Genomic DNA, 20,205 nt, shown 5'->3' on the forward strand with positions numbered 1-20,205 from the left:
CCTGAGTTGTAATTATCTCTATTTTCCAATAAATTAAGATGTATCAAAGCTGGTTGAGTTAAATAAAGTTCTAATAAGAAAGTGCTCTTTTTTTCTAAAAATAAAGTGAAGCGAAATTTTTCATCGAAAACCCTTCAACTATTAGCATAAAGCAATTTTTAATTTTTATTAGTGATTACGAAACATAATGGTAACTATAAAAAGGTAGTTTTGAAGAAAACTTTGTAAGCACTATGCTATTTTTAACCGTATTCAATGTTTCTTTGAATTAAAGGGTTTCCCTATGCAGGTATCCAATTTCGCAGTCACCCGTGATGATCATTATACCGTTTCTACAGATCCTTCTAAACTCGACATAGAAGTGATTCATTCGTTTCTATACCATTCAAAATGGGCAAAAGGGATCGATTTAGAAACAATACAAACCGCCATACAAAACAGTTTATGCTTTGGGTTATATGATCCGAACAACCAACAAATTGGTCTTGCTCGAATCATTACAGATTATGCAACCTTTGCTTATGTAAAAGATGTTTTTGTGATCGATAAATTTCAAAAATTGGGCTTAGGGCTATGGTTAATGGAATGTTGCTTAGAACACTTGGAGTCTCTCAAACTTCGCAGAATTATGTTACTTACCAGTACAGCCTCAGGTTTCTATAAACAAATGGGCTTTACTCCACTGAATCAAGAAAATTTTGTGTGGCAACTTTTGCCTAATAACACAGAGGCAATTTCAAATTAAATTATCGATTTTCCCTACTAGTTTTAGTTTAAGAAATACATCAACTTAGAATTATTAATATGCTTTTGCTAGCAATAAAGCATGAAGTTATTACAAGCCAAGGAAATTCTGGTACATTAGCCGATTAGAAATTGGCTTCTTATTTCAAATCTAAAAGCCTTTTCTGAAAACGGGTATCAATATGGGTAACTATTTTAGTCACTTATTAAATATATATTAACTATCATGAGGTTAAGTTCATCATGCTTCTAATGATCGACAATTACGACTCTTTTACCTACAACATCGTCCAGTATTTTGGCGAGTTGGATCAGGAAGTAAAAGTTGTTCGCAATGATCAAGTCACATTAGAGGATATTGAACGATGGCAACCAAAATATCTCGTGATTGGTCCTGGCCCTTGCTCTCCGAGCGAAGCGGGTATTTCCATTCCTGCAATTAACCACTTTGCTGGAAAAATTCCTTTGCTTGGCGTGTGTTTAGGGCATCAAAGTATTGGGCAAGCTTTTGGCGGAAACATTGTAAGAGCCAAAACGGTGATGCACGGACGTTTATCTGATATGTACCACAGCAATAAAGGTATTTTCAGTAATCTTCCTAGCCCATTCTCGGCAACTCGTTATCACTCTTTGGTGATTGATCAGGAAACACTGCCTGATTGCCTTGAAGTAACATGCTGGACCAATGAAGCAGATGGCTCAATGGAAGAAATCATGGGTGTTAAACATAAAACACTTCCTGTTGAAGGTGTGCAGTTCCATCCCGAGTCGATCTTGAGTCAACATGGCCATCAAATCTTTAAAAACTTTTTAGATATCTACGCTTAAGGTAGCCTCGAATAAGTCATTTTAAAAATGACTGGATTTGATAAGTAACCCGAATAAAAAAAGCCAACTGCGATCAGTTGGCTTTTTTTATGGCTGAATCAATTACAACTGTAACTGTTGCACAATCGATCCATCTTGTTTTGCCACTAAAGATTCGCAGAGTTGAATACGCTCTTTAGCCTGTTTCAATCCTCTTTCTACCCCGACCAATTCTTTAGTTCGTGGTGCAAAAAAGTCATTTAACTGTACTGCCTGTTGTTGGGTACATGCGGCCCCACTAAACATTGCAGGGAAACGCCCAGCAGAAGATTTACCTAAACGATCAAACACGGCGTCATGATTTACTTTAAACCAAGACCACAAACCACCTTGTTCATCTCCATAATTATTGATGGAGTTAACCACAGTACGAACTTCACCGACTTTAACACGCGGGTTCAAAATCAACTGACGTGCTTGTTGGCGTGTTGCTTCTTGATTTGCTGAACCTAAGGCCGTAAGAATTGCAAGACGTTGTGTCGGTTGAGTCACACGTTGTAACTCACTAGATAAACGATCAAAAGCAGGTTGGCCTTTTTCTTGTACACGTACAGCTAAAATGGTTGGCAATAATTCAGGGGTTACTTGTGCAAAGTTAAGCTGCTTTTGAGCAAAGAGTGCATCTGACTGTTTTAACAGTTGGGTACGAACTTCAGGAACTTGAATATCTAAAGCAAGAAACTTAACTAACTCACTACGCCATAAACTGTCTTCGGCTGATTCATCTTTTTTGTTTACATAACCCAACTGATTTAATTTAGGTAAATATAAATTAGCTAAAACTTTTCTAAAATGTTCACGTTCAGCGTCTGTTTTTAATACATGACGATGAATAGTACTTAACTGGGAAAACAAGGCTGTACTAATTTGTCGGCTATTTGAATTGGCAAATTTCTTCGCAGCCTCTACGACAGCCAACAAATTAATATCACCATGGTTAAATGCCGCTGAAATTGCATAGGCATAGGCCAACTGTTCAGTATTAGAAAGCTTTTCTGTGGCAGCAGTCAGACGAGCAAATTCTTTTTGTGGCAAACTAAATTGGTAATACCCTGCCGCATCTGCATTTGGAATATACCAACTGCCAAGGCTAGCACCTTTGAGTTCAATCTTAGCTTCTGCTTGATCTACCAACTCACACTGGACCTTACTAGCAGCATTTGGAACTTCATAACGTACACATAACGGTATGCCCCACAGGCTTCTTGCATCACCTTTTGAGCCCACAGGTAGATAACGGCTTTGCTTCACATTTAAAAAGACTTTATTGCCTTCTTGCTGTAATGCGGTGTTAATTAAAGGCACACCTGGTTGATCAAGAAAACTTTTCATCGCTCTAGTAAAGCGCTCACCTTGTCCAGATTGCTCTGCTAAAGCGCTAATTAAATCATTGGCTGTCGCATTACCATATTGGTGCTTATTAATATAATTGCGTACCCCTTGTTTGAATTTTTCTTCACCTAAATAGCTTTCAAACATATTTAAAACAGCCGCACCTTTTTGATAAGTGATGCCATCAAAAGCCGTTTGAATATCGGCATTGCTTAAAATAGGCTGACGAATACGACGTACACTCACCAAACTATCACTTTTCATCGCATCAGCAGTATCTGCAATACGTTCTAGGTCAGCATTAAATTCGGGATGTAATTTTTGAGTAATTTTACTTTGCATCCATGTGGCAAACGATTCATTGAGCCACAGATCATCCCACCACGGCATCGTGACGACATCACCGAACCATTGATGCGCGAGCTCATGTGCATTGACGTTAAATGAATTCTGTACAAAAGAGACTGGTGAGTCCTTATCTAGCAACATTAGATAGTCTCTAAAAGTAATCAGCCCTGGGTTCTCCATTGCTCCAGCTGCAAAGTCTGGTGCTGCAAGTAAATCTAACTTATCAAATGGATAACCAAAGGCAAAATAATCTTCTAAAGTTTTTAAAATGGCTGGCGTTTCAGATAAAGCATGCTGCATTTTTTCAGCTTTAGCATCAGGCGCAATACCACGTAACTGGATCGGCTGCTTACGCCATGAAGTTGCCCCAATATCTGGCCCTTTTTGTAATTGCCACGGTCCGACAGCCAACGCAAGTAAATACGTTGGCAGTGGTTTAGTTTGTGCAAAACTAAGTGTTTTCCAACCCGACTTCTCTGCTTGCTCGGAAGTTTGTTGGGTATTGGCAAACCCTGAATATTTGCTTGGAATCGTCAAACGAATATTAAACGGAGTTTTAAAACGTGGCTCATCAAATGACGGGAATGACTGGCGTGCACTAATTGCTTCCATTTGAGTCATCACATAAGGTTTACCCTCAAACTCGATTTTATAAATACCGTCGAGCTGCTGGTCGTACGCCGCATTAAAATCTAGAACGAGTTGATACTGGCCTGCGGGCAAAGTCTTGGCAAATTTAATTTTACTTACCCCATCTATCTCAGAGGCTTGTTCATATTTTGCTTTGGTTTTAGCACCCTCTGCCGATGTGATATTCACATCTTTCACCGTCAAAGATTTACCATGAATCCAGATGTGATCTGTGGCTTGAGCCAGCTTTAAATGAATAGTGGTTTTACCGGTATAGCCTTTTTGTGCGGGATCAATCTTAAAATCTAAATCATAAGATTCGGGTACGACCCACTCAGGTAATTTACCAATCGGGATTTGTTCACTGTTATTCGATGCAAAAATCTGTGTCGCCGATAAAGATAATAATGTTGTAAGTAGTAATCTTTTTTTAAATGAAGGCTTGACCAACATAAGGGGTTTTATCCTCTGTAGTTTTAAATAAAAAGATGCAGCAATTGCTGTACCACTTCGCTGCATCCATACATCATTCTTAAAATTTATAGTTAAACTCCAACCAACCTTGACGGCCGAATGGTGAATATGATCCTATCGGATAATACGGCCAACCGCCTGTGTCATCTCGTTTCACTTTGTCAAACAAGTTATTAATAATGATTGAAGCAGAAGCTTTTGGAGAGATTTGATAAGTACCACTCCAGTTCACTAAATACGTTGGGCTTAAATAGGCAGTCTGGTCGCCGTTTGGAATTTTGCCATAACGATTAACTAATACTGTTGATGCCCAATCTCCAAAGCTCCAGCTGAGACTGGTATTAAAACGGTCACGCCAATCAGGAATGCTTAAATCTTTTAAGTAATCATCTTTCTCGCCATCTTTTGATTGTTGATATTCATGTTCTAGTACACGGCTATAATTTACCGTCCAGAGAAAGTTACCAAAGCTGTCTGTTTTCCAACGCCATCTGCTAGTGAAATCAATCCCACGGGTATGGTCTGATGCAGCATTAATCGGAACGATATTTATATTCTTAATCACATTTGGGTCGACAACTGCATTTGCAGGGTTACGCTCCACACGTGCTAATGCATCAATACAGGCTGCAGAGTTAATATCTTGGTTGCCTAAACGACAATCTGCTTCTAAGCGTAGAATTTTGTCCTCACTTAAGTTGGTCACAAGATTATCAATTTTGATATCCCAGTAATCGACGCTAATATCAAATTTATTGGTTGGCGACCAAACAAAACCTGCACCATAAGATTTACCCTCTTCAGGTTTAAGCTCTTTGTTTCCAGTTAAAGTGTAGTTCGCCCCAGGTGCGTAATCTTTAAAGCTACATTTATCTAAAGGTTGTCCCGTTTGGCTACAACGTAAATAATCGGTGGTACTTGGAAAATAACCTTTTTGTTTATTTAAAAACAGATAGTTCATATCTGGTGCACGAAAGCTGGTCGCGTAGTTACCGCGCACCAATAAAGTCGGATGTGGTCTAAACTCAAGGCCTGAACCGAAAGTTAGCTTATCAATACTGTTATCTGACAAAGCATAACGGTCATAGCGTCCGGACAGGGTTAAATTTAATGGTTTTGCTAAAGGTAAGAATAATTCTGCTCCAAGTGCTTGGCGGGTACGTGTACCGCCATATTCGCCACTAGAGCTTAAATTATAATATTCACCATTTTCGATCGCCTCATCTGGCTTAATCGAGAAGCCTTGACGTCCGATTTCAGCCACAGTCGCAAGTTTGGCCATTCCTGCAGGTAACTTAAATACGTCACCATTCGCGCTTAAGGTTAAACTTTGCGCCCACGACTTATCTTTTTCTTTTGTTGTGCCCGAAATACTTTCAAATTCACTTGCTGTGAGTGGACGACTTAAACGATCTAAATGAGGTGAATAAATAGGAATACCATCTGCATCTGTACCAAGTTGCTGACCTAAGAAGTACTCATCAACATTCGAGCGTAATAAGCCTTGGCGGCGTAGCTGACTGGTATAAATAGAACCATTATAGGCTGCTTCATAACTCCAGCTCGTCTCTCCAATATCGCCTCGAATTCCAAAATTTAAGTTAGAAGAAAGTTCTTTCCATTTTTTATTTATTCGTTCTACCCCACCTAATTCTTCAGGTGCAAAACGGCGATTCCAAATTTCATAATTTCCTGAATCTTGATTTAGGAAATAACCACTCGTTGCAGCTAAAGAAGTCCATATCGGACTACGGGTATTATTTTCAATTTGGTTTGCCCCAATCAAAAAATCTGCAAATAATTGAGTTTTATCATTTAACTCATAGTCTAGACCGAGATAACCATTTTGACTGCGATTTTGAGTTTGAACAGTCCAATAAGTCGGTCGAGCCAAACCACTGGCACAATTGTCCGCCCCTACTTGTCCAATATTATTGACTGATCCGTTAAATAAACCATTAAAGGCCTGACACCCACCAATTGAAAGATATTTACCAGTATCAGCATTTTTACGCCCCACAATCGTGTCAGGTCTCTCTCCCAACCGAGTTCGGCTCTTCATAAAATCTCGATCGGCTGCCCATATCGGTTCACGGCCGCTGAGTTCAACCCCATAAACGAGACTAAGCTTATCTAAAGTTTTACTGCCACTCAGTTGTAAACGTAAATTTTCGCCGCCTTCTTTGGTTCCACCTGCCTTAATATTAAATTGTGTGCCATCTGTTTTCTTTTTTAGAATAATATTCACAACCCCTGCAATTGCATCTGAACCATAAATTGCAGAAGCGCCACCGTTTAATATTTCAATACGATCAATAATAGCGGTTGGAATATTGGCTAAATTTACGAAATTGACAGAGCCATCATACGGTACAGGATAATCTGCAACCCGATGTCCATTAATCAAAGTCAAGGTGTGATTCGGTCCTAAGCCTCGTAAACTAATGGCATTAGCAGCAGGTGTAAAAGTATTTCCATAATCGGCACCTTGTACAAACCCCGTGTTCTGCGTCAAATTATTGAGTGCATCAAATGCATTACTAAAACCTTGTTTTTCAATATCGGCTGCGGTAATCACGGTCACACTGGTTGGCCCATCTTTTTGTGCTTTTGAAATCCGAGATCCTGTCACAGCAACACGAACTACTTTATCTGGTTTAGCTTGGTTTTGGGGTTGCTCTACGGTTTCTTGTGCATAGCTTTCTAATGGATGAAACAGTGCAACAAATACAAAAATAAATGAGCGCTTATTTTTTAAAGGCCCTAGATATTTCAAGTTATTTAAATACATATTTATTGATAGATATAATAAAGATCGCCCTACTATATCCATTTTTATTTGCTTGATTTATACACATTTTTTCTAGATATATGTATGTTTAAGATATACCAAATGGTTAATTATTTATCATAAAAACTCACAATAAACTAAAACCTTTTTCAATAAATAAATTTTATTTATGAATAAAACCAACGCAGTGAACTAGCAAAAATTTTAAAACTCTTAAGGAACTACAAAAAACTTTGGTTATTTTCTGCTAACATAGCTCCCCGTAGCTAGTGAAACATGGAATGCAACACGCTGAACATCCCACTCTTGATCAACTTCACCTAAAAATTTTAATCATTAATGCTGTAAATCATGACTATGAATATCCAACAGGCGCTCAACCACATTACCAAGAACATTCATTTGACTCAGCCTCAAATGGAAGAAATTATGCGCAGCATCATGCAAGGTGAGGCAACCGAAGCACAAATTGGTGCTTTAATGATGGGGCTACGCATGAAAGGTGAAAGCATTGACGAAATGACAGCTGCTGCACGTGTCATGCGTGAATTTGCGATCAAGATCGATGTGAGCGATATCAAACATTTAGTTGATATTGTGGGTACAGGTGGTGATGGTCAAAATTTATTTAACGTCTCTACAGCTTCTAGCTTTGTAATTGCAGCAGCAGGCGCAACCATTGCAAAACATGGTAACCGTGGCGTTTCAAGTAAATCAGGTTCATCTGACTTACTTGAACAAGCAGGTATTCATCTTGATTTAGATATGCAACAAACCGAACGCTGCATCCGTGAAATGGGTGTAGGTTTCTTGTTTGCACCAAACCATCATAAAGCCATGAAATATGCTGCTGGTCCACGTCGTGAACTTGGCATTCGTAGTATTTTCAATTTACTTGGCCCACTGACCAATCCAGCTGGTGTAAAACGCTTTGTGATTGGTGTGTTCTCAGATGAGCTTTGTCGTCCGATTGCAGAGGTTATGAAGCAACTGGGTGCTGAGCATGTCATGGTTGTCCATTCAAGAGATGGTCTTGATGAAATCAGCCTTGCCGCTCCTACAGCTATTGCAGAACTCAAAGACGGCGAAATTACGGAATGGACACTTAATCCAGAAGATGTCGGCATTGAGTCACAAACCTTAAATGGCTTAGTTGTTGCTGATGCAGCAGCAAGTTTAAAACTGATTAAAGATGCATTGAGTAAAAATAAAACTGACATTGGCGAAAAAGCAGCAAATATGATTGCGCTTAATGCGGGTGCTGGTATTTATGTGGCGGGTATTACCAAAACTTATGCGCAGGCTGTTTCATTCGCTCAAGATATTATCTATGGCGGACAAGCATTAGAGAAAATGAGTGTTTTGGCTGAATTTACCAAAACATTAAAACAATGTCAGGCAGATTAAGGACTTCTCATGATTAATATTCAAAATACCATTTTAGGTAAAATTGTTGACCGTAAACATGAGGAACTTGCTGCACGTTTAAAACAACGTAATTTGCAAGACATTGAAGAACTTGCTAAAGCGGCAACTCCGGTAAGAGGTTTCGCAAAAGCTTTACAGCATAAGCGCCCTGCCGTAATTGCTGAAATTAAAAAAGCATCTCCATCAAAAGGCATTATTCGTGCAGATTTTAATCCTGCTGAAATTGCCGAACAGTACGAACAAGCTGGAGCAGCATGTTTATCTGTTTTAACTGACGTTGATTTTTTTCAGGGTGCGGATGAAAATATTGCGATTGCACGAAGCCACTGTGCTTTACCTGCTTTACGTAAAGACTTTCTGATTGATCCATATAATGTAGTCGAAGCACGTGCATTACATGCTGACTGTATTTTATTGATTGTTGCATCTTTGTCAGATCAGCAGCTCGAAGAAATGTCTAAGACTGCTTTTGAACATCAGCTTGATGTATTGGTTGAAGTTCATGACGAAGAAGAACTGGAACGTGCTTTAAAGTTGTCTGAGCAATGTTTGTTAGGTGTGAATAACCGCAATTTAAAAACCTTTGATGTAGATTTAAACACATCAGTTCGTTTGAAAAATTTACTTCCTGCTTCTCGTTTACTCGTAACTGAAAGTGGCATTGCCACTCCAGATGATGTTCGTATGATGCAAGAACATGATATTCACACCTTCTTGGTTGGCGAAAGTTTTATGAAACAACCAAGACCAGATCAAGCCTTTAACGCCCTTTTTGGACAACCCCAAACGGTTTAATAGAAGATATATGAGTAATAAAGATTCATCGCTTTCTAAAGAGCAACAAAAGTTATTGAAGCAATTTAAAAAGCAAATCTCCAATCCTCATTCAAGCAAAATCGCAAGTCAGCCTGAGGCCAAACAACCTCAGGCTGAGTCTGAAGAATTGGAAAGTGCAAATCTGTTTCAAAGTGCTGTAGCAGGTGTTAAACCCATCAATAATAGTAATATTGCTGATGTAAGGACTCCTCGCGCGAAAAAAGTTGATGCTCAAACACTCGCTAAACGTGCAGCTGCCGAAGGTGGTCGTGACACTGAGCATGCTGAACTCTCTGATACTCAAGCTGCTTTAAATCCTGTCGCAAGCCAAGCAACATTAAGCTATCGCATTGCTACCCTTCAGCATAAAGTTTTTGAAGACTTAAAAGCTGGGAAAATACGTTGGTTTGAAGCTGTAGATTTACACGGTTGTACGATTGAGCAAGCACGTGAGGCGGTTTTACATATTATCCAAATGGCAAAAGATGAAAACCAAAATGTGATCAAAATTGTGCATGGTAAAGGCCCTGAAGCGGTCTTAAAAACCTATGTCAACGGATGGTTACGCCAACACCGCGATGTTTTAGCTTTTGTAAGTGCACCAGAAAATCAAGGTGGCACAGGCGCTGTTCTCGTACTGCTTAAACGCGCAGAAAAAAATCCCAAGTACCAACAATAAAGCGGCATTTTCTACAGAATTCAGACTTTTTATAGTTTTCTGATAGAATGCCGTTTTGTTCAACCAGTGTAAGTGAACATTCTTATGTCTATGCAGCAATCGTACGCAAATATTCTGACTGCCGTCGGTGAAGATCTTGATCGTCCCGGCCTTAAAGATACGCCTGTGCGTGCGGCTAAAGCTTTTTCATATTTAACTTCTGGCTATAGTAAAACTTTAGAAGAAGTCACCAATAATGCTGTTTTCCCATCAGATAACCATGAAATGGTATTGGTGAAGAATATTGAATTCTATTCGCTTTGCGAACATCATCTCCTCCCATTCTATGGCCGTGTACATATTGCCTATCTACCAGAAGGCAAGGTTCTTGGCTTGTCGAAATTTGCCCGTATTACTGAAATGTTTGCACGTCGTTTGCAAATTCAGGAAAACCTGACTCAGCAAATCGCTGAAGCTGTAGTTGAAGTCACGGGCGCGCGCGGTGTCGCTGTAGTCATCGATTCAGCACATATGTGTATGATGATGCGTGGTGTAGGTAAGCAAGAGTCTACTACGCGTACTGTTTCATTTATCGGAGATTTTAAAACCGATAAAGAATCACGCCGTGAGTTCTTGAGTGCCGTACCTGAAAGTTACTAATTTCTCTTTAGTGACACATTTAAAAGCCCAACTGAGTTGGGTTTTTTTATATTTAGATAAAGCACTTAGTCTATAAAACATAACAATTAAATTATGTGATTTTTGTTATAAAAGTACGCATCTTTCTTTTTAAATAATTTATGAGTTAATCATGCGATTTAAAAAAATTTCCTGCTTACTTTTACCTTCTCTTTTCATTTTTAATACCTCAATTTATGCAGACAATACACCCAAAGAGCAAGAAATTAAAAAACTGGTAGATCAAAATTTTAAACCGTTATTAGAAAAATATGATGTGCCTGGCATGGCCGTGGGAGTTATCCAAAATAATAAAAACTATGAAATGTATTATGGCCTGCAATCGGTTCAAGATAAAAAAGCCGTAAATGGCAATACCATTTTCGAGCTAGGTTCAGTGAGTAAATTATTTACCGCCACAGCAGGTGGATATGCAAAAACAAAAGGAAAAATCTCTTTTGAAGACACACCCGGAAAGTATTGGAAAGAATTAAAAAACACACCAATTGACCGAGTTACCCTACTTCAGCTTGCGACGTATACGAGTGGCAACCTTGCGCTACAATTCCCAGATGAAGTCCAAACAGATCAGCAAGTTTTAACTTTTTTCAAAGAATGGAAACCTAAAAACCCAATCGGTGAATATCGACAATATTCAAATCCCAGCATTGGTCTATTTGGCAAAGTTGTAGCTTTGTCTATGAATAAACCTTTCGACCAAGTCTTAGAAAAAACCATTTTTCCAGATCTTGGCTTAAAACATAGCTATGTAAATGTGCCTAAGACTCAAATGCAAAACTATGCATTTGGCTATAACCAAGAAAATCAGCCGATTCGAGTTAACCCCGGCCCACTAGATGCGCCTGCGTACGGCGTTAAATCGACCTTACCTGATATGCTGAGTTTCGTTAATGCCAATCTAAATCCACAAAAATATCCGGCTGATATTCAACGCGCAATTAATGAGACACATAAAGGTTTCTATCAAGTAGGTACGATGCATCAAGCATTAGGTTGGGAAGAGTTCTCTTATCCAGCACCTTTACAGACTTTATTAGACAGTAATTCAGAGCAAATCGTGATGAAGCCTAATAAAGTCACTGCCATTTCCAAAGAACCTTCAGTTAAGATTTACCACAAAACTGGTTCAACCAATGGCTTTGGAACGTATGTCGTGTTTATTCCTAAAGAGAATATTGGTTTAGTCATGTTAACCAATAAACGTATTCCCAATGAAGAACGCATTAAAGCAGCTTACGCAGTGTTGAATGCAATAAAGAAATAATATTTGCTTAAAACAAAAAAGAGAAATGAATGATGTCATTTCTCTTTTTTTATGGGCTTATTCTTTAAAAGAACCAGACATAACCTAGACTTGATTTCATCCAGTCTTGATGATTTTGTTGTTCATAATCCCAATTTAATCGAACGGCATTATTACGATTAATCACATATTGCCACTGGGTATTTACTCTCAAATTCCATTGATTTTGGTCTTCCCAATAAGGCAATTCAATTTGCACCACAGAGTTGAAGTGTTCAAACCATTGGTTCATGCAACCTAAAGTTGGGCCTAGGCCGACACGCCACCCTTTATCTAGATTTGAACCTGCTTGTACGTAGGTTTGTAGTTGCCCATAGCAAATATGTTTGCGCTCATAGTCAGCAAAACTATATCCAACCTGAGCGTTAAAATTCGCTACGCCGTGCTGTTTTTCTTCACTAAAAGTACCATCCTGAAGCGCTTCCTGACGCCAGCCTAAATTAAATCCCCAACTCAGCGGTGTTTTAAAAGGTTGTATTGGGTTATAAGAATTTACTTCTAACAGATCAAGATTTTCTAGTTTTAAATGATCATCTCTCCACTGCGCACTGCCATTTAAAAAAAGTAATTGAGTGCCTGCACGGTATCCTCCTTGAGGATCTATTAAGTCATGATAGGCTTGTCGATGACCAAGTTCGAGAAACTTGTCTCCTTGAACCTCGCCTGCTTTGACTGAAATATTACGTGCATTGTGACCTTGAGTTGGCTCTTTTGTTGGTCTTTTAGGTTCTTGACGCTGTTTGTCTAAATCAATCTGGCTTCTGAGTGCTAAAAGCTGACGCAACTGCGGCTGAGCAATGCTTTCTTCTATTTGACGACTGGTAAATTGAAGATATAAATCATCGTAAGCCATCTCTAAAATTTTAGCCTGATCTTGCTCACTAAATGATTTTAAAATCTGAGAAGACTGCTGAGTGGGCATCATCGCAATTTGATGGGCCACTTTTGCCAAAGATGTGCCATGTTGATGAGCTTGGGCCAATAACTGAGTTTCTAAAGCAGGTCGATACACAGGAGCTTTGGTGAGCCCTTGCTACTGCATCGATTTAATGGTTTCCATGGGGATAGAAGCATGAGTGAATTTTTCTTGCAGGTGAGACTCAGGTTTTACTAAATCGACTAAACCTAACAACCTGTAGGCGCAGTTATCACTCACAAAGTAATAAGGAAAGCTCACATGCTGCATTTCCCAAATATGAGCTACTAAAAACCGTGTTTCTTCAGGCGTTAAATTTAGCTCATATTCCCATAAATCACGGCTTTCAAAATCGCCGTACTCTTTTACTTTACGGTAATAAGGCATCAGTGAATATTCACCCGGATATTGCCCTGTTAAGCCTTTCCAGGCATATGACCAGTTGTCGTTTCCAGCCACAGTTGCTGCATAATTTACAGCATAGGAAACTAAGTTTAATTGCTGCTGATCTTTTGGATCTAAACGCAATAAAGTATGCCCAAACATTGAGCTTGGATTGCCCATAAAATCGGTCGCATAAATTAAGGTCGCTTTATGAGGCTTAATCTGTCCAATCCAGTTTTCAAATTCTGAACATTTTACTTGAGGTAATTCATTTTCTTGAATGCCTACTTTCTGCATGAGCCATTGACTGCGTGCCGGAAATTTACAGCGAATCGACTGATTATCTTGAGCAGGCATAAATAATGCCGAGATGTCGGCTTTCAGTTCTTCTTTTAAATTATTTTTTCCATTTTCTGATATGAAATAGCCAGAATAAGTGACATCACTTTTATGGTTTTTATTGGCATACATGAGCCTTTGCCATGTAATGTCTTGATCTAATTTTTTCTGTTCTGCAATTGACCAATATTTTTGAATAGATGGATTTATATCTGCTGAATACGCAATATTCACTGCCAACGAGGCAAAAACTAAAACAACTGACTTCATTAAGCTCATCAATTTTTATCATTAAATATAAGAAAAACCCTGCCATAGGACAGGGTTTTCAGTTTCAAACTTATACGTAAGCTTTTAAAACGTCGTCTTTAGCCATTACAGTTTGTAGTGATGCTAAAACTTGAAGCGTATTTTGGTTGTTTGCAGAGTAGATTTCACCAAAGTTTGCTTTTGAAACTTTAAAGAAACGTTCTTTATCTTGAGGTTTGATTTGCATTAACTCAGCAAGTACGTTCAGGCTTTCACCTTGGCCTACTGCCATATCACGTGCTAAAGCTTCTGCATTTTCATTTGTGAATGTGACAACTTGCGCTGTTACTGTTCCGCCTTGACGGCAGCCTAAAGTACCGAAAGTGATCCCTAGTAATTGGTTAGTAAAAATACCGTTTGTTGTTGCAGCAAGAATTTTAGGCGCTACTCCTTTTTTGCCAGCCCATACTTGTGTACCCACACCACAGCCCACATCGTTATCAGCCATTGCAACACTTGAACCAGCTACTAATAAAGCAGCTAAAGCTAATTTTTTTAACATAGATGTAAATCTCCAAAATCATTATTGATTGTTTCTTATGTGTTGTATTGTTATGTGTAATTCTTATTACACGCTATTAAAGATAGCGAGAAGGCTGTGATTTAGCAATTAAAAAATAAACAATATTATGAAAAGTGCAAAAGAAAAATTATCTTAAATTCCAGTTACCTTGATTATCCCTGTTACCTAATATTTTAAGCACCAGCACTAGACTCAAAATTAATAATAAATACCATGAACCTAGCTTACCCCAACCCACCATATGCCAAGCATTAACCTGACTTGGATAGAGCCAGATTTTATAAAATGTACTTATATTTTCAGCGACCCAAATCACAAACGCGAGCGTCAATAATATGGGTAACATCGGGATTTTAAATTTATGTTGATTAAGTTGAAAATAAAGTTTTGTTTTCCAAAAAATAAAAATACTAATGGCAAATAAAATATAACGAATGTCGGGAACAAAAAATTTACTCATAAAGTTTATATATGAGAAAAATGCCAGCAAAAGCATAGTTCCAAAACTTGGAAGCTTTTCAAAAGACACTTGAAACAGTCGTATAGAGCGTGCGAAGAAACTACCTACAGCCGAATACATAAAGCCCGCAAACAAAGGCACTGTTAAAATTCTAAATACGGCAGGCTGTGGATATTGCCACGATGCAATCGCAGGATGCGTTAAGAATATTTCCATGACCATTGCCATGACGTGAAACAAAGCAATCACTTTAGCTTCTGCCCACGACTCCAGTTTTAAATAGAGTAAGCAAATCTGGATTAATACTGCATAGATGAGTAAATAATCATAACGATAAAAACCCATATATTCATGGCTTCCCATCGGCGCTGTTAAAGCAAAAGCAATTAAAAGCAAAATACCAAACAAGGCTGCCGAAACAGCCTTGCCGATAAATTGAAACGGTAAAGTGAGATATTGCACAAAAAACTATCCTAGATATTTAGCACTATACTCATGCACTGTATCTACAAAGATTTTTGGTTGTGCAGGGTCTACCCACTGAGTAATCCCATGGCCCAAGTTAGCAATGTAACCGGTCTTTTCGCCATTTGCGTAAGCATCATCCAACATTGCTTTCACTGCTTTTTCAATTGAAGCAGCCGAACCGTATAAAACAGCAGGATCAAGATTTCCTTGTAAAGCTACACGCCCAGCCACTGTAGTTCGAGCTGTATTTAATGGAGTCGTCCAATCTAGACCTAATGCATCTGCACCTGTGGTCATCATTGGCTCTAACCATTGGCCGCCACCTTTAGTGAACACAATGATAGGAATGCGTCGGCCATCTTTCTCACGTTGTAAACCAGCAATGATTTTATTCATGTAGTTTAAAGAGAATTCGACATATTCACGATGTGCCAATGCCCCGCCCCAGCTATCAAAGATCTGAATCGCCTGAGCACCTGCATCAATCTGAGCATTTAAATAATCAATAACTGAATCTGCTAAATGACCAAGCAAAGCATGCAAAACTTCTGGCTGCGCATACATCATTTGCTTGGTAAAACGGAATTCTTTACTTGAACCGCCTTCAACCATATAGGTTGCAAGCGTCCAAGGACTACCAGAAAAACCAATCAGTGGAACTTGACCACCCAAAGCAGAGCGAATTGTGCTTACAGCGTTCATCACATAATCAAGATCTGATTTTGCATTTAACTTTGGTAAGTTAGCCACATCTTGTTCAGTACGTACGGTCTTTTGGAACTTAGGACCTTCGCCAGTTTCAAAATAAAGTCCTAAACCCAATGCATCTGGAATGGTTAAAATATCTGAAAATAAAATTGCTGCATCTAAATCATAGCGACGCAAAGGTTGCAAAGTCACTTCACAGGCAAAATCTGTATTTTTACATAAAGATAGGAAATCACCTGCTTTTGAACGTGTTTCACGATATTCAGGCAAATAACGTCCTGCTTGACGCATCATCCATACCGGGGTGGTATCTACAGGTTCGCGTAACAAAGCACGGAGGAAACGATCATTTTTCAAAGCCGTCATTACCAATCTCTATCTTCTTTATGTGGCAGCATCATATCAAAAACAGAGACATTTTTATAATTTCAATTTCACACAAAAAACTCGTCAATCTACTAAAAAATGCATATTTACACAAAAGTCTACTGCAAGATGCGGGGTTTTCTGCAATACTTGCAACATGTTACATTGGGTTTATTGGTATTCTTTGACTCACTAAATTGCCAATCTTGGGCTCATAGAGATGAGTTATTGGTAATTTTTTGCACTTTAAGAACAGATCAATCCCCTATTGCCTATATGAAAATTCTTAAGGTTGAATTACATGTTTGTTCGCTCATTACTCGCTATGAGTTTAAGTTGTATTATTGCTAATGTTGCTTTTGCTGCTTCAACAACTGAGCAACCACTGAACCCTAAAAAGGTATCAGCTCCTGTAGAAGATCCGATTGATCCTTTAGCAGTAGATGCAGCTTCAACTGTACAAGCTCAAGCTCCGACACAAATTACCGCTCAAGAACAAAATGATCTAAATCGAGCGTCAACAACATTACAAAATTTGCAAAAAACCGAAGACCCAAATGCTGAGTCTGGTATTGCTGCGTCTACACCAGCAACTGCTAAAAGCACAACGGCGTCTAAAACCACACAAGTACCTGCTGCTTCATGGACACTAGATGGCTTGAACTCGGCAGAATGGTCTGAAAATATTGGTAAAGGCCAACTTCCAGTTTATGCACGTGCGCACGTTATGCTTAATAATGCGCATGCATCGCCAGGTGCTATTGACGGCATGAGCGGTAAAAACACATTAAAAGCAATTTCTTCATTCCAGCAAATGAATGGTTTATCACCTACTGGTGAACTGACTAAAGAAACTTGGGATGCGTTAGTTGCTAAACAAACCAAGCCAGCATTTATTGAATACACTATTTCTGATGCTGACTTAAAAGGTCCATATGCTGAGTCGATTCCTTCTGACTACGCATTACAAGCTAAAATGAAAGGTTTGTACTACACTCGTGTTAGCGAAATGTTGGGCGAGAAGTTTCATATTGATGAAGCTTTCTTAAAGAGATTAAACCCAACAGCAACATTCAAAAAAGCGGGTGAAAAAATCATTGTTCCAAACGTACGCAATGATTTACCAGAAGACATTCATTTGATTATTGCCCACAAAGGTGCAAAACAATTGTATCTCTTCAATAGCCGGAACCAAATGATTGCCTCATTTCCTGCAACAATTGGCAGTACTGATACGCCTTCTCCGGCCGGTACTTACAAGGTAGTGGGTGTGGCACGTAACCCATGGTACAGCTACTCACCTTCGAACTTCGTACAAGGCAAAAACTTAAAACCACTTTCTTTACCACCTGGTCCTAATGCTCCTGTTGGTAATATCTGGATTGGTTTAAGTAAAAAATCTTTTGGTATTCACGGAACACCAAACCCATCTTTAATCTCTAAAACTGCATCACACGGTTGTATTCGTTTAACGAACTGGGATGCAAACGATTTAGGAAGTAAAGTACGTTCTGGCGTAACTGTTAAATTCCTTGAATAATCAATATTTTCTTTAAAAGACCTGCCTACATGGCAGGTTTTTTTATTCTAAAAAATGCATTGATACATAAAAAACTTTACAACCATATCAATTATGCAACGACATGTTGCAGTTAGCCTATTTTTATAGCCTCAATAGAACGTTAAGATATTTCTCAAGAGATAAATAAAAATTTGGGAGATTAGATCATGAATGGTTATCTACATCGTGGTGAAGATCGAGGACATGTTAAAGCAGGTTGGTTAGAGTCTTATCATAGCTTTTCATTTGGTAGCTGGTATGACCCTAAATATATGGGTGTAAGTGCTTTACGAGTCATTAATGACGACAGAATTGATGCGCATAATGGTTTCGGTACACACTCGCATGACAATATGGAAATCTTAACCTGTGTGCTTGATGGTGCTATTTCACACCGCGATACCATGGGAAATGAAGGCGAGATTAACGCAGGTGAATGGCAGCTCATGAGTGCTGGCACAGGTGTTGCTCATAGTGAAATTAATAACAGTGATACACCTGTCCATTTACTTCAAATCTGGATTATTCCTGATGAAAGAGATGCAGAACCAAATTACCAGCAAATTAATCTTGACCCGCGTAAAGATCCAAACAAATGGCATTTAATAGCAGGTCCAGATACAAATGCACCGATGCATATTCGCCAAGATGCAGAAGTAAAGTCTGCTGTATTGGAAAAAGGACATGAGTTAAATGTTGAGCCAGTTAAAAAAGTGAACTATGTTCACGTGATCTCTGGTGTCATTCGTATTGGTGATCAAGAAGTCAAAGCTGGTGATGCCTTTGTTTTTGAAGATAAAGCGACGATTCAAGCAACTGAAGATAGTCAATTTATCTGGTTCGATTTACCTTAAAGTCATCAAAAGCCCTTTGCATAAAAGGGCTTTTTTTTAATCTCCACCGCCACCGCTATCGCAGCTACCTGAATCTGAAGATGATGAACAATCATTTGAATAACTAGAGCTATGATGACTAGGACTATTATCGTGAAAATGATGTGTTGAAGAAGATGAATAATCGTGTTCGCCAGATGACGAATTGTTTTTTAGATTTTTGAGTAGAGCAATTAAGCAGATCAGTCCAATACTAGAAAAAATTGCAATAAATATAATTATAAATAACTTCAAATAACGACCTCCTAAATCAAGCTAGAGAGATGCTTGTTGTGTTCCTATTTCATTATTTAAATGAGTCATGCTCAATAAACAAGTTGTATTTTGATAGATATAAATAAATCTTAAGTTTCCTTTACATACAAATAGGCACTCGCTCTTGATATACCTAAATGTTGTGCCACTGTCTCTAAAGCCTTTTTAATGTCTAACAAACCATTATTCTTGAGCTCATGTATTACTTGCTTTCTCTCATTGAGTTTTAACATACGTGGTGTAGTGGCATGTTTTGAGGCAAATTGATCGATATATTTTCGGATTGCTTCAGTGCCACTCGGCTCCAAATTTTCAACAATTTTATCAGTTTCAATTTTAGTGAAATGCTCTAAAGCGCTTTGCATACCTCTAAATAGCGTTAAATCAATATTCATACATAAAGCAGCCACATACTGGCCCTCTTCATCTTTAATTCCAATAGACGTGCTTTTTGCGGGACGGCCATCTGCAAACTGGTTTGCATAGTTTGAAATAAGGTTTGGAAATTCTGGAGACATGATTCTAGCCAACCCTAACTCAGTTGCTGGATCTCCAATTTTTCGACCAGATAAATTATTGTGTATTGAGAGTATGGCATGCTCAGGATTTGTTAAGTCATGGACCACAACTTCGCAAAAAGGAGATAGCGTTTCACTTAATCCTTTTGCAATTGTATCTAGCTGAGTGAGTAAATATTTATCACGATTGCCCAATTTATTTTCTCCAAATGACTTACTTACTATTTCATACCCTAGCGTAAAGCATGCAATAGTAATTTAGACTTTTTATCTAATTTTAAACTTAATGTAAATCAAAATCTTATATCTCATTGTTATCACATTAGAAAATAAAATTAGACATTTTATCTAAATATATATATTTTATCTAAACAAGGTCAATCTATTGTGTATTCCTTGAGCGATACGAAATCTT

The 20,205-nt window shown here is 38.4% G+C and carries 16 protein-coding genes and 1 pseudogene; 9 read left to right on the forward strand and 8 right to left on the reverse strand.

The window, feature by feature from the left end; translation table 11 throughout:
* Positions 1-283 precede the first annotated feature (283 nt).
* Both ACINWC141_RS08015 and ACINWC141_RS08020 read left to right on the forward strand, forming a co-directional pair.
* On the forward strand, positions 284-745 hold the full coding sequence (locus ACINWC141_RS08015; RefSeq protein ID WP_009390043.1) for a GNAT family N-acetyltransferase: 462 nt from the start codon (positions 284-286) through the stop codon (positions 743-745).
* Positions 746-987: 242 nt separating this feature from the next.
* The gene (locus ACINWC141_RS08020) at positions 988-1,572 is read left to right on the forward strand and encodes an anthranilate synthase component II (protein ID WP_009390033.1); all 585 of its coding nucleotides are present in this window, start codon (positions 988-990) and stop codon (positions 1,570-1,572) included.
* Positions 1,573-1,674: 102 nt separating this feature from the next.
* On the opposite strand, the gene ACINWC141_RS08025 is transcribed toward ACINWC141_RS08020, so the two are convergent.
* The gene (locus tag ACINWC141_RS08025; RefSeq protein WP_009389885.1) at positions 1,675-4,440 is read right to left on the reverse strand and encodes a M1 family metallopeptidase; all 2,766 of its coding nucleotides are present in this window, start codon (positions 4,438-4,440) and stop codon (positions 1,675-1,677) included.
* Between the two features lie 13 nt (positions 4,441-4,453).
* On the reverse strand, positions 4,454-7,186 hold the full coding sequence (locus ACINWC141_RS08030) for a TonB-dependent receptor plug domain-containing protein (RefSeq protein WP_009389771.1): 2,733 nt from the start codon (positions 7,184-7,186) through the stop codon (positions 4,454-4,456).
* A gap of 357 nt (positions 7,187-7,543) precedes the next feature.
* Between ACINWC141_RS08030 and trpD the strand changes: the two genes are divergently transcribed.
* The 5 genes from trpD (at position 7,544) to ACINWC141_RS08055 (ending at position 12,051) form a co-directional block, all read left to right on the forward strand.
* Positions 7,544-8,593 (forward strand): anthranilate phosphoribosyltransferase, encoded by a 1,050-nt coding sequence (gene trpD / locus ACINWC141_RS08035; RefSeq protein ID WP_081400068.1) that lies wholly within the window; start codon positions 7,544-7,546, stop codon positions 8,591-8,593.
* A gap of 9 nt (positions 8,594-8,602) precedes the next feature.
* Complete coding sequence (gene trpC, locus ACINWC141_RS08040; protein WP_009390012.1) at positions 8,603-9,409, forward strand: indole-3-glycerol phosphate synthase TrpC; 807 nt, start codon at positions 8,603-8,605, stop codon at positions 9,407-9,409.
* Between the two features lie 10 nt (positions 9,410-9,419).
* Positions 9,420-10,109 (forward strand): Smr/MutS family protein, encoded by a 690-nt coding sequence (locus ACINWC141_RS08045; RefSeq protein ID WP_009389787.1) that lies wholly within the window; start codon positions 9,420-9,422, stop codon positions 10,107-10,109.
* Between the two features lie 90 nt (positions 10,110-10,199).
* Positions 10,200-10,748: a GTP cyclohydrolase I FolE gene (folE, locus tag ACINWC141_RS08050; protein WP_171061966.1), complete on the forward strand. Its 549-nt coding sequence runs from the start codon at positions 10,200-10,202 to the stop codon at positions 10,746-10,748.
* 151 nt (positions 10,749-10,899) lie between these two features.
* Positions 10,900-12,051: an extended-spectrum class C beta-lactamase ADC-295 gene (locus ACINWC141_RS08055; RefSeq protein ID WP_009389984.1), complete on the forward strand. Its 1,152-nt coding sequence runs from the start codon at positions 10,900-10,902 to the stop codon at positions 12,049-12,051.
* A gap of 64 nt (positions 12,052-12,115) precedes the next feature.
* Here the strand turns inward: ACINWC141_RS08055 and ACINWC141_RS20065 are convergent.
* From ACINWC141_RS20065 to hemE, 4 genes and pseudogenes are all read right to left on the reverse strand, one after another.
* Positions 12,116-13,999 (reverse strand): annotated as a pseudogene (locus ACINWC141_RS20065) (Lnb N-terminal periplasmic domain-containing protein).
* Positions 14,000-14,069: 70 nt separating this feature from the next.
* The gene (locus ACINWC141_RS08065; protein ID WP_009390001.1) at positions 14,070-14,540 is read right to left on the reverse strand and encodes a DUF3015 family protein; all 471 of its coding nucleotides are present in this window, start codon (positions 14,538-14,540) and stop codon (positions 14,070-14,072) included.
* Positions 14,541-14,688: 148 nt separating this feature from the next.
* Positions 14,689-15,483, reverse strand: a complete 795-nt coding sequence (locus ACINWC141_RS08070; RefSeq protein ID WP_009389935.1) for a DUF817 family protein — start codon at positions 15,481-15,483, stop codon at positions 14,689-14,691.
* Between the two features lie 6 nt (positions 15,484-15,489).
* Complete coding sequence (gene hemE, locus ACINWC141_RS08075) at positions 15,490-16,563, reverse strand: uroporphyrinogen decarboxylase (RefSeq protein ID WP_009390017.1); 1,074 nt, start codon at positions 16,561-16,563, stop codon at positions 15,490-15,492.
* Between the two features lie 301 nt (positions 16,564-16,864).
* On the opposite strand from hemE, the gene ACINWC141_RS08080 reads away from it, so the two are divergent.
* Both ACINWC141_RS08080 and ACINWC141_RS08085 read left to right on the forward strand, forming a co-directional pair.
* Positions 16,865-18,103: a L,D-transpeptidase family protein gene (locus ACINWC141_RS08080; RefSeq protein ID WP_009389879.1), complete on the forward strand. Its 1,239-nt coding sequence runs from the start codon at positions 16,865-16,867 to the stop codon at positions 18,101-18,103.
* A gap of 188 nt (positions 18,104-18,291) precedes the next feature.
* Complete coding sequence (locus ACINWC141_RS08085; RefSeq protein ID WP_009390027.1) at positions 18,292-18,978, forward strand: pirin family protein; 687 nt, start codon at positions 18,292-18,294, stop codon at positions 18,976-18,978.
* A 36-nt stretch (positions 18,979-19,014) separates the two neighbouring features.
* Here ACINWC141_RS08085 and ACINWC141_RS20670 read toward each other — a convergent pair whose 3' ends face one another.
* Together ACINWC141_RS20670 and ACINWC141_RS08090 are read right to left on the reverse strand one after the other, a co-directional pair.
* A complete protein-coding gene (locus tag ACINWC141_RS20670; RefSeq protein ID WP_081400064.1) occupies positions 19,015-19,251 on the reverse strand; it encodes a hypothetical protein in 237 nt (78 codons plus the stop codon).
* A 110-nt stretch (positions 19,252-19,361) separates the two neighbouring features.
* A complete protein-coding gene (locus tag ACINWC141_RS08090) occupies positions 19,362-19,985 on the reverse strand; it encodes a helix-turn-helix transcriptional regulator (protein WP_009389939.1) in 624 nt (207 codons plus the stop codon).
* Positions 19,986-20,205 lie beyond the last annotated feature (220 nt).

It is taken from the genome of Acinetobacter sp. WC-141 (assembly GCF_000313935.1).
Lineage (GTDB): Bacteria > Pseudomonadota > Gammaproteobacteria > Pseudomonadales > Moraxellaceae > Acinetobacter.

Coding starts and splice junctions, on each gene's coding strand:
- ACINWC141_RS08025 (WP_009389885.1), bottom strand. CDS start 4,440: ATGCAGCGAAGTGGTACAGCAATTGCTGCATCTTTTTATTTAAAACTA.
- ACINWC141_RS08080 (WP_009389879.1), top strand. CDS start 16,865: ATGTTTGTTCGCTCATTACTCGCTATGAGTTTAAGTTGTATTATTGCT.
- ACINWC141_RS08030 (WP_009389771.1), bottom strand. CDS start 7,186: ATGTATTTAAATAACTTGAAATATCTAGGGCCTTTAAAAAATAAGCGC.
- ACINWC141_RS08085 (WP_009390027.1), top strand. CDS start 18,292: ATGAATGGTTATCTACATCGTGGTGAAGATCGAGGACATGTTAAAGCA.
- ACINWC141_RS08015 (WP_009390043.1), top strand. CDS start 284: ATGCAGGTATCCAATTTCGCAGTCACCCGTGATGATCATTATACCGTT.
- trpC (WP_009390012.1), top strand. CDS start 8,603: ATGATTAATATTCAAAATACCATTTTAGGTAAAATTGTTGACCGTAAA.
- hemE (WP_009390017.1), bottom strand. CDS start 16,563: ATGACGGCTTTGAAAAATGATCGTTTCCTCCGTGCTTTGTTACGCGAA.
- ACINWC141_RS08065 (WP_009390001.1), bottom strand. CDS start 14,540: ATGTTAAAAAAATTAGCTTTAGCTGCTTTATTAGTAGCTGGTTCAAGT.
- ACINWC141_RS08020 (WP_009390033.1), top strand. CDS start 988: ATGCTTCTAATGATCGACAATTACGACTCTTTTACCTACAACATCGTC.
- trpD (WP_081400068.1), top strand. CDS start 7,544: ATGAATATCCAACAGGCGCTCAACCACATTACCAAGAACATTCATTTG.
- ACINWC141_RS08045 (WP_009389787.1), top strand. CDS start 9,420: ATGAGTAATAAAGATTCATCGCTTTCTAAAGAGCAACAAAAGTTATTG.
- folE (WP_171061966.1), top strand. CDS start 10,200: ATGCAGCAATCGTACGCAAATATTCTGACTGCCGTCGGTGAAGATCTT.
- ACINWC141_RS08055 (WP_009389984.1), top strand. CDS start 10,900: ATGCGATTTAAAAAAATTTCCTGCTTACTTTTACCTTCTCTTTTCATT.